General features: G+C 42.5%; 13 protein-coding genes. 9 read left to right on the top strand and 4 right to left on the bottom strand.

All coding sequences use genetic code 11. The annotated features are described in order from the left end of the window. Positions 1-43: 43 nt before the first annotated feature. The 6 genes from KVY11_RS14705 to KVY11_RS14680 all read left to right on the top strand — a co-directional run bounded on the left by KVY11_RS14705 (position 44) and on the right by KVY11_RS14680 (position 5679). Entirely contained in the window at positions 44-1471 is a 1428-nt protein-coding gene (locus tag KVY11_RS14705) for a phosphomannomutase/phosphoglucomutase (protein WP_218289374.1), read from the top strand. Between the two features lie 10 nt (positions 1472-1481). After that, entirely contained in the window at positions 1482-2384 is a 903-nt protein-coding gene (gene argB, locus KVY11_RS14700) for an acetylglutamate kinase (protein ID WP_004984290.1), read from the top strand. Positions 2385-2552: 168 nt separating this feature from the next. Continuing rightward, entirely contained in the window at positions 2553-3401 is an 849-nt protein-coding gene (locus tag KVY11_RS14695) for a class II glutamine amidotransferase (RefSeq protein ID WP_218289363.1), read from the top strand. 274 nt (positions 3402-3675) lie between these two features. Continuing rightward, positions 3676-4131 (top strand): bacteriohemerythrin, encoded by a 456-nt coding sequence (locus KVY11_RS14690; protein ID WP_005400160.1) that lies wholly within the window; start codon positions 3676-3678, stop codon positions 4129-4131. A 142-nt stretch (positions 4132-4273) separates the two neighbouring features. Beyond that, the gene (locus KVY11_RS14685; RefSeq protein ID WP_218289362.1) at positions 4274-5356 is read left to right on the top strand and encodes a hypothetical protein; all 1083 of its coding nucleotides are present in this window, start codon (positions 4274-4276) and stop codon (positions 5354-5356) included. Then, positions 5356-5679, top strand: a complete 324-nt coding sequence (locus KVY11_RS14680; protein WP_010326018.1) for an RnfH family protein — start codon at positions 5356-5358, stop codon at positions 5677-5679. The genes KVY11_RS14685 and KVY11_RS14680 overlap by 1 nt, the downstream gene beginning before the upstream one ends. Before the next feature lie 46 nt (positions 5680-5725). On the opposite strand, the gene KVY11_RS14675 is transcribed toward KVY11_RS14680, so the two are convergent. Beyond that, positions 5726-6124, bottom strand: coding sequence for an outer membrane protein assembly factor BamE (locus tag KVY11_RS14675; RefSeq protein WP_004694868.1), 399 nt, complete (start codon positions 6122-6124; stop codon positions 5726-5728). A gap of 112 nt (positions 6125-6236) precedes the next feature. Between KVY11_RS14675 and fur the strand changes: the two genes are divergently transcribed. Further along, positions 6237-6674: a ferric iron uptake transcriptional regulator gene (fur, locus tag KVY11_RS14670; protein WP_004694866.1), complete on the top strand. Its 438-nt coding sequence runs from the start codon at positions 6237-6239 to the stop codon at positions 6672-6674. Positions 6675-6733: 59 nt separating this feature from the next. Here fur and KVY11_RS14665 read toward each other — a convergent pair whose 3' ends face one another. Together KVY11_RS14665 and KVY11_RS14660 are read right to left on the bottom strand one after the other, a co-directional pair. Continuing rightward, positions 6734-7855: a PilT/PilU family type 4a pilus ATPase gene (locus KVY11_RS14665; protein WP_010326019.1), complete on the bottom strand. Its 1122-nt coding sequence runs from the start codon at positions 7853-7855 to the stop codon at positions 6734-6736. A 26-nt stretch (positions 7856-7881) separates the two neighbouring features. Continuing rightward, positions 7882-8919: a type IV pilus twitching motility protein PilT gene (locus KVY11_RS14660; protein ID WP_004694862.1), complete on the bottom strand. Its 1038-nt coding sequence runs from the start codon at positions 8917-8919 to the stop codon at positions 7882-7884. A 122-nt stretch (positions 8920-9041) separates the two neighbouring features. Between KVY11_RS14660 and KVY11_RS14655 the strand changes: the two genes are divergently transcribed. Both KVY11_RS14655 and KVY11_RS14650 read left to right on the top strand, forming a co-directional pair. Further along, on the top strand, positions 9042-9731 hold the full coding sequence (locus tag KVY11_RS14655) for a YggS family pyridoxal phosphate-dependent enzyme (protein ID WP_168158562.1): 690 nt from the start codon (positions 9042-9044) through the stop codon (positions 9729-9731). Positions 9732-9921: 190 nt separating this feature from the next. After that, complete coding sequence (locus tag KVY11_RS14650; protein WP_218289361.1) at positions 9922-10656, top strand: hypothetical protein; 735 nt, start codon at positions 9922-9924, stop codon at positions 10654-10656. Between the two features lie 115 nt (positions 10657-10771). Here the strand turns inward: KVY11_RS14650 and KVY11_RS14645 are convergent, their stop codons facing one another. Then, positions 10772-14368, bottom strand: a complete 3597-nt coding sequence (locus KVY11_RS14645) for an AAA family ATPase (protein ID WP_218289360.1) — start codon at positions 14366-14368, stop codon at positions 10772-10774. Between the last annotated feature and the right edge of the window lie 7 nt (positions 14369-14375).

The following is a 14375-nucleotide window of genomic DNA, read 5'->3' as shown; positions in this document are numbered from 1 at the left end:
TGATAATGAATTGCTCAAAATGAATAAATTAGAAGTTAGACCTATGGATTTTCAGCCAAAATTTCCTGCACATATTTTTCGTGCCTATGACATTCGTGGCAAATTGGATGTCATGAGTGCTGAGCTGATTCGTGCCATTGCACAGGCGCTCGCAACGCAATACTTAAATGCTGGGCAGACACGTCTAGCCATTGGTTATGATGCCAGACAAAGTAGTCCTGCCTTTGCAGAAATTATTTACAAAGAATGTCTTACACAGGGCTTAGATGCGAAAATTATCGGATGTTGTGCTAGCCCTGTGTTGTATTACACGGCACGCCAGTTTGATGGCAATGGAATTATGGTGACAGCCAGCCACAATCCGAAGTCGGATAATGGGATCAAATGGATTATACAAGGTGAGCCTCCTTTACCTGAGGCAATCCAACAGGTGGCACGCGATGCAAATGAATATTTTGACAGCCATGCAGAGATGAACTGGCAAACGTTGTCACATCAGATCGTGCCTGAATATTGTCTGGCTTATCAGGTGGCATTGCTCAATGATATACAGCTCATGCCTCAACCTCGACCCTATAAAGTTGTGGTGGATGGTTTATACGGTTCAGCGGGGCATTGTGCCGTTTTGGTCTTAAAGAAACTCGGCTGTGAGGTGCATGCTTTACGCTGTGAGGCCAATGGTGAATTTCCTGAACATGCCCCCGATCCCTCTCAAGCCAAACATTTAGATCTGCTACGAAACGCCGTGCAACAGCAGCATGCTGATGTCGGTATTGCTTTTGACGGTGATGGTGACCGTGTTGTATTGATTGATGAAAAGGCCGTAATCATTTCTGCAGACCGTTTATTGTCCTTGTTTGCGCACATGTGTTTGGTCGATCATTCTGAGCATGAAGTGGTTTTTGATGTGAAATGTTCCACCATGGTTCGAAATACAGTATTGGCCAATCAAGGTATTCCAAAAATGATTCGCACAGGCAGTTCCTTTTTGCGGAAATATTTGGCGCAATCTGAAGGACATGCTGTTTTTGGCGGTGAATATGCAGGGCATTATGTGTTTAATGATGGTCGTGGTTTTGGTTATGACGATGGTTTATATGCCGCACTACGTGTGTTGGAATACTTAAGCTTGAAGCAATGCACTTTGTCGGAAGCACTGGCAGACTATCCAGAACGTGCTAGTACTGAAGATATTTATATCAGCACCCATCAGATTTCACCTGCGCTGGTTTTAGCGAATGTGGAAAAACAAAGTCAGCACTTTCAAGCGGAAATGAGTAAAATTGATGGCGTAAGACTTGATTTTGAGGATGGATTTGGCATTATTCGAGCATCGAATACGGGCGAGTATTTTACCGTACGTTTCGACGCGGACAGTGATCAGCGGCTCCATCAAATTCGCCATAACTTTGTGCACATGCTGACGGCAGATTATCCGCAGATTGCACAAGACCTATTAGACGCCCATTAAGGAGAGGCACATGCCACATCAACATACTGGCCTCGACAAAGCACAAGTCCTGACCGAAGCTTTGCCGTATATTCAACGTTTTGCTGGAAAAACGCTAGTAGTGAAATATGGTGGCAATGCAATGACCGATCCTGAGCTTGAGAGCTCGTTTGCACGTGACATCGTTTTGTTAAAAACCGTCGGTTTAAACCCGATTGTGGTGCATGGCGGTGGTCCACAAGTGGATTCGTTTTTAAAGCAATTGGGGCGTGAGTCGGACCGTATTGATGGTATGCGAGTGACCGATCCAGCGACCATGGAAGTGGTTGAAATGGTGTTGGGCGGTAGTGTGAATAAATCCATCGTGAACTTGATTAACCAACATGGCGGTCGTGCCATTGGTTTAACGGGTAAAGATGGTAACTTGCTGCGTGCACAAAAGTTACTGATGGAAAAAACTGCGGAAGATGGCACAGTACAAAAAATTGATCTTGGCCTAGTCGGTGAAGTGACCAGTGTTAAAACTGATGTATTGGAAATGTTTACCAGTGGTGATTTTATTCCTGTGATTGCACCTTTAGGTGTGGATGAAGAGGGTAACACCTATAACATCAACGCAGATTTAGTGGCTGGAAAAGTGGCTGAAGCCTTGGGTGCTGAAAAGCTGATTTTGTTGACCAATATTTCAGGTGTTTTAGATGAAAATAAAAACCTGCTCACTGGTCTAACCACTCAAGAAGTTGACCGTCTCATTGAAACGGGTGTGATTTACGGCGGTATGATTCCGAAAGTGGGTTGTGCTCTAGATGCGGTGAAAGGTGGTGTGGTAAGCGCGCATATTGTGGATGGTCGTGTGCCACATGCAACGCTGTTGGAGATTTTCACCGATCATGGTGTCGGTACATTAATTACCAATCGCAGTAATAAACACTAAATATTTTGAAAAGCCTCCTCGGAGGCTTTTTTTAGGTCTATGCATTTTATAAAAATAGTTTTATGCGTGAATGTGTTCGGGTTATGAAGCATTGTGAATTGCAAGCCAGTGTGGACTCATGCACAATAAAACCATCATAAATAAATATGTTTAAATAAGATCAATATTATGTGCCAACTGCTCGGAATGAACTGTGCAACACCGACTGATATTACCTTTTCATTTCGAGGCTTTTCACAGCGCGCGGGGATTACTTCAGACCATTGTGACGGTTTCGGGATTGCTTTTTTTGAGGATAAAGCCTGCCGTTTATTCGTTGACAATCAATCTGCAGTTGAATCGCCGATTGCTGAATTAATTCGTAATTATCCGATCAAATCACGCAATGTGATTGCACATATCCGCAAAGCGACACAGGGAAAAATTAACTTAGAAAACTCACATCCATTTAGCCGTGAGTTGTGGGGACGACAGTGGATTTTTGCCCATAATGGCGATTTGCATAACTTTGATCCTGTACTGTCAGGACGCTTTACCCCAGTGGGTAATACCGACAGCGAACGTGCATTTTGCTATTTACTTGATCAGCTGGTGAACAAGTTTGGCTATACCGAGCCAAGTCTAGATCAAGTTTTTGATTTATTAACTGATATTTCTCCACAAATTGCAGAGCATGGCACGTTCAATTTCTGTTTATCGAATGGACAAGCCCTGTTTAGTTATGCCATTACCAAACTGCATTGGTTGGTGCGTGAGTACCCATTTAAACCTGCGCAGCTGATCGATATTGATGTTGAAGTTGATTTTAGTCAAGTCACTACCGCAGAGGATCGCGTGGCCGTGATTACTACCGAACCGTTGACTCAAAATGAAGCGTGGACGGCATTTGCACCCGGTGAAATGATTTTATTTCAATATGGCAAAGCGATCCGCCACCAAATGACCCATGTGGAACGTTTAATCCGAGAAGCTAAAGATCCGTCTTTAAAACGCGTTACTAAAGCAGATCAATATTAATTTATTTCAAAATGATTAGAATATAAAAGCATGTTGATAATAAAATAAAACATGCTTTTATTTTGGTACATACTTATAAAATAATAAAATCGATTAAATAATAACTGATTCTTTTGGTCGGATTTAAATTTATTTACTTATTTAAAATAAATACTTAAGTTTAATTTAATGAAAATAGTATAAAACCAACCAATTTGATTCACTTTTATTTTTAATTCTAATCGATATGATTAATTCATGTAATTAATCTATTAATTTTTATTGGGTGGTCGGAATGATAATGAAGTGGGTTCCAGAATATAATACTGGTATCGATGTGATTGACGATCAACACCGTCGTATTCTCGATTATATCAATGAAATTGATGCGATTGATGTCAATACTGACCGTGAACGCGTGAAACAGATTTTAGAAAATATTATTGATTACACACAGTCTCACTTCACTTTTGAAGAGTCTCTCCAAGAAGAGGCGGGTTATAAATATCGTGTACCGCACAAACGTGTACATGATTTATTTATTAAAAAAATTGAATCTTATCGTGACCGTTTTGAGCTGGGTCATTCAATCGAAGCTGAGCTGCATGAAGTGTTGTCGAAATGGCTGATTAACCATATCCAGCATGATGATGCAGATTATGTCGGCGCCGTAAAAGAAAATATGATGGGCATTATCAAAGAAAAAGAAAAGAAAAAAGGGAAAAACTGGTTTGCTCGTTTCTTTTCATAAGTGAGCCAAACGAGGGATAAAAACAATAAATTTTAATGATATTTAGCGCAGCAAATCATCAGTTTTGATGGTTTGCTTTTTGTTTTTGATTTTCATAAGCGAGCAAGGCAAAATAGCGCAAGACTTATTGAAGGAACGCATCATGCAAGACAATGCTCTGTCACGATGGTTATCGCCGCTGATGGCATTTTGTTTATCATTTATTATCATTGCCACACTTGCACCCTTGGTGGGAATTCAGGTTGAACGTCAGGTCGACTTTTGGTTACTTTGGTTAGTGACCATGGTGATCTTGGCTTTACCTGTGTGTTACTTAGAAATTGCCTTAGCCAAGCGTTCAAAAACCACGGCATTGAATGCTTTGTCGAGTTTGACACGTGATGCCGATGCTTCTCAGACGTGGCGCCTTGTGGGATGGCTTGCTGTCGTCTTTATTCCTTTTTTAGCGAGCGGCATGTTGTCTAATGCTGCGCAATTATTAAATCAATATGCACTGGCCGATATGACATCGTCCGTAATCTTTATTGCTTTGGCTGTGGTTGCCATCGCGTTGTCTTTTGCCCCACGTCTGCTGACCTTAGCGTTAACGGCGGTCGGTGTGCTGATTTCCTTAGTGCTTGCAAATCTTTCTGGTACAGGAACTGCTGAGTGGCAGGTGACACCAGTTGAATTTTCAGAATGGGGCAGTGCAACGGTATTGGCTCTGGTGGCAAGTGGTTTAGGACTCGGTCTGTACTGGCAAAATAGTTTGGCACAAGTTCAACAGCAAGATGCTGCAACCAAGACTGTTTTACCGATTTGGATTGCACAAATTTTGGCGGTAGTTGCTTTTGCATTTTTTGCAGTCCAAGCGGCATTGCCTGCGTATGCGATTGCTTTAACTGCGGTTGCAGCAGCGGCCGTGTTGTTACAGATGGCACGTGAGCAGTTGGCACAGCGCCAGTTAAATATTGTGATTCAGTGGCTCGTATTGCTAGCTGCAATGTTGGTGTGGTTGATTCCAGCCACTGGCCCGATTTTTAACATCTTACTGATACTGTGGGGCTTAGTGATTTGTTTGATTTATGCCATTTTTGCGGGTTGGATTATGAAAATTAGCCATTTACGTAAGTCGATGAACTTTAGTAATGAAGCTTTTTATAATATTTGGCGCATTGCCGTGCGTGTGGTATTACCTGTTTCTATCGTATTGGCAATTGTAGCCGTACTTGGAAAATTGATCTAATGCGCATGCTTCAACAAGTCTGGGTTGCTTATGCAACAGCAGACCAGCAGTTTCATATTAGTGTGCCGTTTTCTGAAGGAATGACGGCACAAGATGCGATTCAGCTGAGTGGTATAGGTTCGCAGGTCGAATTGCCTGAGCCTTTACAATTGGGCATCTTTGGTGTCCGCTTGAAAGACCTTCAACAGGTTTTACAGGCAGGGGATCGTGTTGAAATTTACCGACCTTTGAGCATTAATCCTAAAGATATTCGAAGGATACGTGCACAAAATAATCCTGTGGGTCGCTTTGCAAAAGGCAATCGCTTAAAACAATCGAAATGATATGAAAAACCCCTCAGTTGAGGGGTTTCTTTTTTAGAATAAGGCTTTATAGTGGGGGCGCGTTTAGAATCGCTTCTTTCGATGCTGGTAAGCCCGGCTGAGATGCAGGAATGGTTTCTAAGCCTTCAATTTTTTGCACAATACCGTTTGGGTCGAAATAGACTTTCAGGTGTTGACCTTGTGCAGCAGGAATCTTGGCTTTTTTAGCATACGTTCCTGGGGTATAATTGTAGATGTAGTCCCAACGTAGCGGATTCATTGGATCTGAAACTGTCGGGCTGCCAAGCAAAAAGCGAACTTGTTGATGGCTCATGCCAACTTGTATTTTTGACGCTTGTGCTTGAGTTAATGGCGTACCTTGAGGAATATCAACTTTATAAACGCCCAAGGTCGAACAGCCTGCGAGCAGTGAAGTGACGAATAACGCCAACATGATTTTTTGCATTTTGCTACACTATCCCAAATTAATTATGATGCAATTGAGCCACGGATAGATCATACTGCATCTACACTTTGTTGCATATTCTAACTTTAAATTTGTTGAGAGACCTTTTTACATGCCAATTTCAAATCAAGATCTACGCAAAGCTGGACTTAAAGTTACACTTCCACGAATTAAAATATTAGAACTACTAGAAAATTCAAAGCAACACCATTTAAGTGCGGAAGATATTTATAAGACTTTACTTGAACAAGGTGAAGATGTCGGTTTAGCAACTGTTTACCGCGTGTTAACGCAGTTTGAAGCAGCGGGTATTATTCAGCGCCATCACTTTGAAAATAACCATTCTGTTTTCGAAATCATGCAAGACGATCATCATGATCATATCGTTTGTCAAAACTGCAACAAAGTGGTTGAGTTTAGCAACGAAGTGATTGAGCATGAGCAGCACGAAGTCGCTGAAAAGCACGGTTTTACTTTAACAGGTCACTCACTCAACCTATATGGTTACTGTGATGCTGCGGAATGCCAAGAAGCACTGCGTAAAAAGTAATAATTTAGATCTAAAAAAGGGCTTCATGAGAAGCCCTTTTTTATTGCTTAGATAAATGCTTAAGCTTGTCCGTCAAACGTGATGTTTGCACTGGCATGCAATAGACGATCACCGCCTTCTTCAGACAACTTGATTTGTAAGCGTAAGTCGTTTGGAGAGTCGGCATGTTTCAGCGCATCTTTATAGGTAATCTGCTTAGCTTTGTACAAATCGAATAAGGCTTGGTCAAAGGTTTGCATACCGAGTTCACGAGAACGTTTCATCAGGTCTTTAATTTCGTGGATTTCACCTTTACGGATCAAATCGGAAATTAACGGTGAGTTAATCAAAATCTCAATTGCAGCGCGACGTGAATTACCGTCAGGTGTTGGAATCAACTGCTGAGCAACCATCGCTTTAAGGTTTAAAGACAAGTCCATAAACAATTGGCTATGACGGTCTGCTTCAAAGAAGTGAATAATACGGTCAATGGCTTGGTTGGCGTTGTTGGCGTGCAGCGTTGCAAATACCAAGTGACCTGTTTCAGCAAAGGCAATCGCATAATCCATGGTTTCACGGGAACGAATCTCACCAATCAGGATCACATCGGGTGCTTGACGTAAGGTGTTTTTCAGCGCGATTTCAAAAGAGTCTGTATCAATGCCCACTTCACGCTGGGTAATGATACAGCCTGCATGCTCATGAATAAATTCAATTGGGTCTTCAATGGTAATGATATGACCTTTCGAGTTTTGGTTACGGTAACCAATGATTGAAGCCAAAGAGGTCGATTTACCTGTACCAGTTGCACCCACAAAGATGATGATGCCACGTTTGGTCATGGCTAACTCTTTGAGTACAGGCGGGAGTTTTAACTCATCCATGGTTGGGATTTGCGTCTCAATTCGACGCAAAACCATACCTGGCATATCACGCTGTTGAAAGGCACTGACACGAAAACGTGCCGTTTTATCCCGATTCATAATCGCGAAGTTGCACTCACGTGTATCTGCAAATTCTTTACGCTGTTTTTCACTCATAATCGAGTTGAGCAGTTGCCCCGCGACATCACCCGTCAGCTTACCCTTAGCCACAGGCACAATTTGACCGTTAATTTTCATGGAAGGTTCAACATCAGCAGTGATAAATAAATCTGACGCTTTTTGTTGAATCATATAATTGAGTAAGTCGTTAAAATCCATATCTATACCCCAAATCCATTGTTTTCTTATAAGAAGGTTTCAGGTTGCTTGGCAGCTGTACGCGCAGTCTGTGGACTGATCACCCCTTTGGTGACCAAGTTTTTCAGACTTTGATCCAGTGTGGTCATACCGTAGTTTGCACCAGTCTGAATAGCAGAATACATCTGTGCCACTTTGTTTTCACGAATTAAGTTACGAATGGCAGGAATACCAATCATGATTTCATGCGCGGCAACACGACCACCGCCATTTTTCTTGAGTAAGGTTTGAGAAATCACGGCTTGTAGCGATTCAGATAACATGGCACGAACCATGTCTTTTTCTTCAGCAGGGAATACGTCAATCACACGGTCAATGGTTTTTGCCGCAGAGGTGGTATGTAGTGTACCGAAGACCAAGTGACCCGTTTCAGCGGCAGTGAGCGCCAAACGAATGGTTTCAAGGTCACGCATCTCACCCACGAGGATAATATCGGGGTCTTCACGGAGTGCAGAACGCAGTGCTTCGTTAAAACCATGCGTATCACGGTGTACTTCACGTTGGTTGATCAAGCATTTTTTTGACTGGTGTACAAATTCGATTGGGTCTTCAACCGTTAAGATATGGTCATAGCGGTTATCGTTAATATAATCGATCATTGCCGCCAAAGTGGTAGATTTACCAGAACCAGTAGGCCCCGTCACTAAAACTAAACCACGTGGTAATTCACACAACTCTTTAAAGGTTTGCCCTAAACCTAAGTCTTCCATGGTCAGGACTTTAGAAGGAATGGTACGGAATACTGCACCTGCACCGCGGTTTTGGTTGAATGCGTTCACACGAAAACGAGCAATACTTGGAACTTCAAAGGAAAAGTCCGTTTCTAATTTTTCTTCGAAATCACGACGTTGTTTGTCATTCATGATGTCATAGACCAGTTTATGCACTTCTTTGTGTTCTAAAGCTGGTAAATTGATACGACGAACTTCACCATCGACACGAATCATCGGTGGCATACCTGCAGATAAGTGTAAATCTGATGCCCCGTTCTTAGCCGAAAAGGCTAGTAATTCTGTGATATCCATTATTTCCCCGAGTTCATTTAAATGCTAATTATTTTGATAGAATAATAAGGCTTTCAATCAACTTAACCAACAGTTTGTTGAAAGGCAAAGCAAAAAAGATGACCGAAATGAGACCCTCGTCAATGAATATCTTGCAAAATTCACGTCAATACGTGTTATCCCAAATTCAACAGGCCTGCGAAATTTCAGGTCGTGACGTGGAATCTGTAGAACTTTTGGCGGTTTCTAAAACACATCCGAGCGAAGTGTTACGAGACATGTACGCTTGTGGTCAACGCGCCTTTGGTGAGAACTACTTACAAGAGGCTTTGCAGAAGATAGAGGCGCTACAGAATTTAGACATTGAATGGCACTTTATTGGGCATGTACAACGCAATAAAACCAAACATTTGGCTGAACAGTTTGCATGGGTGCATGGAGTTGATCGTTTAATTATTGCAGAGCGTTTATCGGCGCAGCGTCTGATAACACAACCACCATTAAATCTTTGTCTACAGGTCAATATCGATGGTCAAGACAGCAAAGATGGCTGCCAACCTGATGAAGTTGCTGAGTTGGTAAAAAGTATCAGTCAGTTGCCTCACATCAAACTGCGTGGGTTGATGGTGATTCCTGCACCGAACAATACTCAAGCCTTTAAGGCGGCGAAAGTGTTATTTGACCAAGTAAAAGAGCTGCATGTTCACCCTGAAGACTGGGATACCTTAAGCATGGGTATGTCTGGCGATATGGTCGATGCAATTGCAGCTGGGTCGACTATGGTTCGCGTTGGAACTGCCTTGTTCGGGGCGAGAGATTATTCACAGCATTAAGTTTAAATAGGGCTTCTTGAGCTTGAAGGCCGCGAGAAGTGCTTAATTTACAATTATATAAAACTAATAGGCTGCTGAAAAAATAGGCTTAATTTAAACTCATGAATTGAACCGTCTATAGATTAGACAGATGAACCCTGAAAAATGATTGCCTGACAACGATAAAAATTGTATTTAGGATGAAGCCAAAATGAAAAAACTCTATTTATTTATCTCCCTGCTTCTGAGCTTATTTGTAGCAGCTTGTAGCAGTACAAATACCAAAATGAGCGAGATGAGTGCGGAATCTACGGTTCAGAATGCTCAGGTCGCTAAAAGTGAAAAATTAGGCACCAAGTGGGGCGATGAGATCAGTTCAAACGTCACGGAAGTCAATTTAAAACGTTTATCCAGTAGCCCAATTGCTGAATCACAAGTTCGCTATGCCAGCAAAAAATACGTGGGGAAAGCCGTGAACAGTCTGTCATTGGCCGCTGGAAAAATCAGTTTTTCGATTGTAGATGATGCACAGCGTCCACTGCCTTTATTTCGAGATGGTCAGCAGTATTATTTATCTGGAAAAGATGGACAAAGTTATCAACTCAAATACCAAAACCATAGCAATAGCACATTTGAAGTGGTTGCCAGTGTCGATGGTTTAGATGTTATTGATGGACGTGCAGCATCACGCAGCAATTCAGGGTATGTGCTTCGTCCACAGGGGGAGTTGATTATTGAAGGCTTCCGTAAGAGTGACTCTGCGGTGGCATCCTTTACCTTTAGTCGACCTGAAGATGCCTATGCTGCAAACTCAGATCATGGTTCCATCCAAAATACAGGTGTAATTGGTACTGTGATCTACCCGCTACAGTCTATGGCGGCTACAGACACAGCCGCAGATACATCTAAATATGCACCTCCACCAAAAGCATTCCCAGCGGATTAAAGCATTCGTTTGGATTTCACAGGGAGCACTTACATTAAGTAGGATGCTCCCTTTATTTCTAACCGAGAGATGGTGTCTTAAAACAGATCAAACTTTGACTTTCAAAAATCTGAAATTATCCCACCACCTCAATGGTACTGGCACCTGCGCCCAAAGCTTTAACTTGGATTTGCACAGGAATACGTTCATGCATTTCTTGGATGTGTGAAATCAGCACGACTTTACGTCCTTGGTTTTGCAGTTGATCGAGAGCATTCATGACCATGTGAAGGGACGATGCATCTAAAGTCCCAAAGCCTTCATCAATAAATAGAGATTCGATTTTCATTGAGCCTGAGGCCATATTGGCAATGGCAAGAGATAGGGCAAGGGCAGTCAGGAAAGACTCGCCCCCAGAGAGTGATGCAACGGAGCGGGTCTCTCCATCCATGTCATGATCAATAATGGCCAGACTCAGCGAATGTTCTAAACGTTTTAAGGTATAACGTTGTGAGAGTTGGTTGAGCTGTTGGTTGGCATGTTCCAGTAAAATATCGAGATTATATTGCTGCGCATAATCACGGAATTTTTTGCCTGTTTTGTCACCCATGAGACCTGAAATTTTCCCCCAACGGTGTTCTTCCTGTTGTACGGCTTGAATCTGATCTGCAAATTGCTTTTGTTTCGCGACATTTTGCTGATGCAACTCAAGTTTGAGTTTGAGCTGGTCACGTATTTCAAGTTGTGTTTGCAGTGCCGCTTGATGCTCCTGCATTTGCTGTTGTAACTGTGCTGGGTCAATCTCAGGTTGATGGCCCAGATGTTCACTCAACTGCTCTTGCATAGTTTTCAATGCAGCATGTGCTTCATTTACTAGGCGTTCTGCATGCTGTAATTTCTGACGAATGTGTTGTTCCTGAGCCGAGCTAATTTGAGCCAGTGCATCTAAATCAGGCTTATGGAAATCAGGGTGCGCATTGAGCCAGTGCTGAAGGGTATTTTGTACTTGGCTGGCACTGGTCTGATTCTGCTGCAACTGGGCTTTGAGCTGTTCTAGCTGATTTTTTTCCTGTTCGAATTGATGGCGCAATTGCTCAAAATGCTGTTTCAGTTGTTGATAATGGCTTTGCGTCTGTTGGCGATGTTGATCGTGCTGGATGAGCCACTCATTGGCTTTGATGTCAGTTAAGCCAGTCATTTGTTGGATCAATTGATTGGCTATTTCTGTATTTTGCTGTCCTTTTTGTTTGATCTCATTGAGCTGCTCGTTGGTTTCAGTGATGTGCCTACTGGTATTTTCGATATTCAGTTGATTGGTCTTGAACTGTTGTGTGGTTTGTTCGCATTGCTGACGCCATTGTTCCAACTGTTCCAGTTGTTGTGAACGGGTATTTAGACGTATCAAGATTTGCTGAGCGGTTTGAGTGGTCTGCTGTTGCCAAGCTGTTTTTTCATCTTCAGGTAAACACTGCACGATATGCTGAACTTGGTTGTGCAAACCATTCGCTGTTTGTAGTAAATGTTCAATCTGTTGAATATTTTGGATGCATTGTTGCTGGGTTTTAATATTGTGTTGGAACTGCTCAGACTGTTGTTGGAGTTGTTGCAAATCCAACTGATATTGCTGAGCCATTTGCATGAATAGACTCTTCAACTCCAATGCCGTTAGGGTGAAGTCGAGTGCCATATTTGCTGTTTGACTGTGCTCGATTAACACGTGTTGCAAAGTACTAATTTTTTCAGAAAGTTGCTGAATTAGAGCTTGGCGTTGTTCTATTTCAGTATTCAGTTTAGTCAGCTGTTGCTGCGCGCACTGCCAGTCATCAAAGCAATTCTGTTCTTTTAGCGTTGCCTGTTGTTCCTGCTGTTGTTGAAGCTCAAACAGGGCCTTGGAGAGCGCAGTATCTTCCACTTTATAAGGATGTGAGGTACTGCCACAGACTAAACAGGGTTCGCCGTCTTGGAGTGCCGAGCGTAAATCTTCGATATTTTCAGCATGCAAAAGTCGTTGTTGTTGCAAAACCTGTTGCAGTTGGATGCGTTCACTTTTTGCAGCCTGAAGGGCTTGTTCAGCTTGTCGGCTATTGTGTTGCACGGCTTGAAGCTGTGTTTTGGCGTTGTCGAGCTGTACTTGCTGTTCTGTAGATTCAGCCTGTAAGTCAAAAAACTGCTGAAGTTTTTGCTCAATCAGCTCGAATTGACTGAGCTGATTGATTTTCAACTCGCGTTGCTGCTGTGTCTGCGCAACTTTGATTTCAAGCTGTTCGATCGTCCCGAACTGTTGTATCGACTGCTGTAATTGTTCTTTTTCTGATGCTAGCCGATGTTCCGTTTGAGCACGTGGCCCGAGTTGATGTTCAATTTTTTGATATTGATGAATGAACTGTTCTAGCTGTTGAGTATGGGCGCTGAGACCTTTGTCTAAGCTTGTAAACTGTTGTGAGCTTTCCAGTTGCTGCTTACACTCTGTTTGCTGTCGATCAATATGTTGAATCTGCTGTTCAAGCTTTTGCTGCTGCTGAGTTAGGGGCAGTTTAGACTGTTCTAAAGCCTGCAATTTTTCCTGAACTTTCTTAAACTCAGCCCCAATAAAATCCCGTTCTTGAATACATTTACGTACCTCATTTAATGCATCATGATGGGTACGTTCAAACTGTTGTAGTTCATTCACTGCCATTTCAGCTTGCGTGAATTGGGCTTTTTCGCTTTCAAATGTAAGCTGTAAATGATCGAACAGTTGTTGCTGTTGTTGAATACGGGGCGTCAGTTGCTGCACCGTTTGCTGTAACTGTTGTCGCTGGAATACCACAGCACGAATTTCAGAAAAGATCTCCAAACGAGCCAAGTGTTCGCGCTCAGGAGCTAAATCTTGTTGTAACTTGCTTTGCGTATCGAAGAGTTGTTGTTTGCTAATGATTTCACTGTCGAGTTTATGTTTGCGTTCAAACCATTGTTGTTGTTTTTCTAGTTGCGACTTTTGAGCTTCAAGCTGTTTATAATCCCTGTCACACTGCTGAAACTGTATCGATAATGCTGTGACTTGTTCATCAGTTAACAGTTCAATATGACCCAGTACATTTTCCAGTTCTTTGCGCTGCGTGGCGACAGATTTGGTTTTCTCATAAGCCAGTTGACCAATTTTCCCAAAAATAGCGGAATTGGTTAGATATTCCAGCAACTCACCGCGTTCATTGTCCCGTGCTTTTAAAAAAACGGTGACCTCAGATTGGGCCAATAAAACGGCACGAGTAAATTGTTCAAAACTGAGCTGAGTGATGCGTTTGATATTTTCATCGACGGCTTTGGCTTTATCCGCAACCACAACACCATCGGTGACACATTTTAAAGAGCGCTGCACACTTTGCAGTTTACCATCGGTTTTTTCCCGCGAACGTTTTAATTCCCAACGTGCAATATAGCGTTTTTGGTCTTGTGCAATAAAGCAAAGCTCGGCATAACCATGTGCAGTGCCACGACGCAGTACGGTCAATGGAGAGTTGGTGAGCAGCTCCGAGCCATCGACATCTTGAAGTTTCCCATCACTGTCTTTTAGCCGTGGAATACGGTTAAACAGGGCCAAACACATGGCATCTAAAATGGTGGATTTACCTGCGCCTGTTTTCCCCACAATGGCAATCAGACCTGCACTGGCAAGGGGATCGCTTTCAAAATCAATCAGATGTTCGCCAGAAAGTGAAGCAAGGTTCTTAATTCGAATCGATAAAATATTCATACTAAAC

Origin of the sequence: Acinetobacter sp. CWB-G5 (assembly GCF_019209785.1) — a bacterium.
Taxonomy (GTDB): Bacteria; Pseudomonadota; Gammaproteobacteria; order Pseudomonadales; family Moraxellaceae; genus Acinetobacter; species Acinetobacter johnsonii.
This window is presented reverse-complemented; position numbering and strand designations above follow the sequence as displayed.

Bases quoted from the DNA above. Each gene is read 5' to 3' on its own strand.
- KVY11_RS14705 (WP_218289374.1), top strand. From the start codon at position 44: ATGGATTTTCAGCCAAAATTTCCTGCACATATTTTTCGTGCCTATGAC.
- argB (WP_004984290.1), top strand. From the start codon at position 1,482: ATGCCACATCAACATACTGGCCTCGACAAAGCACAAGTCCTGACCGAA.
- KVY11_RS14695 (WP_218289363.1), top strand. From the start codon at position 2,553: ATGTGCCAACTGCTCGGAATGAACTGTGCAACACCGACTGATATTACC.
- KVY11_RS14690 (WP_005400160.1), top strand. From the start codon at position 3,676: ATGATAATGAAGTGGGTTCCAGAATATAATACTGGTATCGATGTGATT.
- KVY11_RS14685 (WP_218289362.1), top strand. From the start codon at position 4,274: ATGCAAGACAATGCTCTGTCACGATGGTTATCGCCGCTGATGGCATTT.
- KVY11_RS14680 (WP_010326018.1), top strand. From the start codon at position 5,356: ATGCGCATGCTTCAACAAGTCTGGGTTGCTTATGCAACAGCAGACCAG.
- KVY11_RS14675 (WP_004694868.1), bottom strand. From the start codon at position 6,124: ATGCAAAAAATCATGTTGGCGTTATTCGTCACTTCACTGCTCGCAGGC.
- fur (WP_004694866.1), top strand. From the start codon at position 6,237: ATGCCAATTTCAAATCAAGATCTACGCAAAGCTGGACTTAAAGTTACA.
- KVY11_RS14665 (WP_010326019.1), bottom strand. From the start codon at position 7,855: ATGGATTTTAACGACTTACTCAATTATATGATTCAACAAAAAGCGTCA.
- KVY11_RS14660 (WP_004694862.1), bottom strand. From the start codon at position 8,919: ATGGATATCACAGAATTACTAGCCTTTTCGGCTAAGAACGGGGCATCA.
- KVY11_RS14655 (WP_168158562.1), top strand. From the start codon at position 9,042: ATGAATATCTTGCAAAATTCACGTCAATACGTGTTATCCCAAATTCAA.
- KVY11_RS14650 (WP_218289361.1), top strand. From the start codon at position 9,922: ATGAAAAAACTCTATTTATTTATCTCCCTGCTTCTGAGCTTATTTGTA.
- KVY11_RS14645 (WP_218289360.1), bottom strand. From the start codon at position 14,368: ATGAATATTTTATCGATTCGAATTAAGAACCTTGCTTCACTTTCTGGC.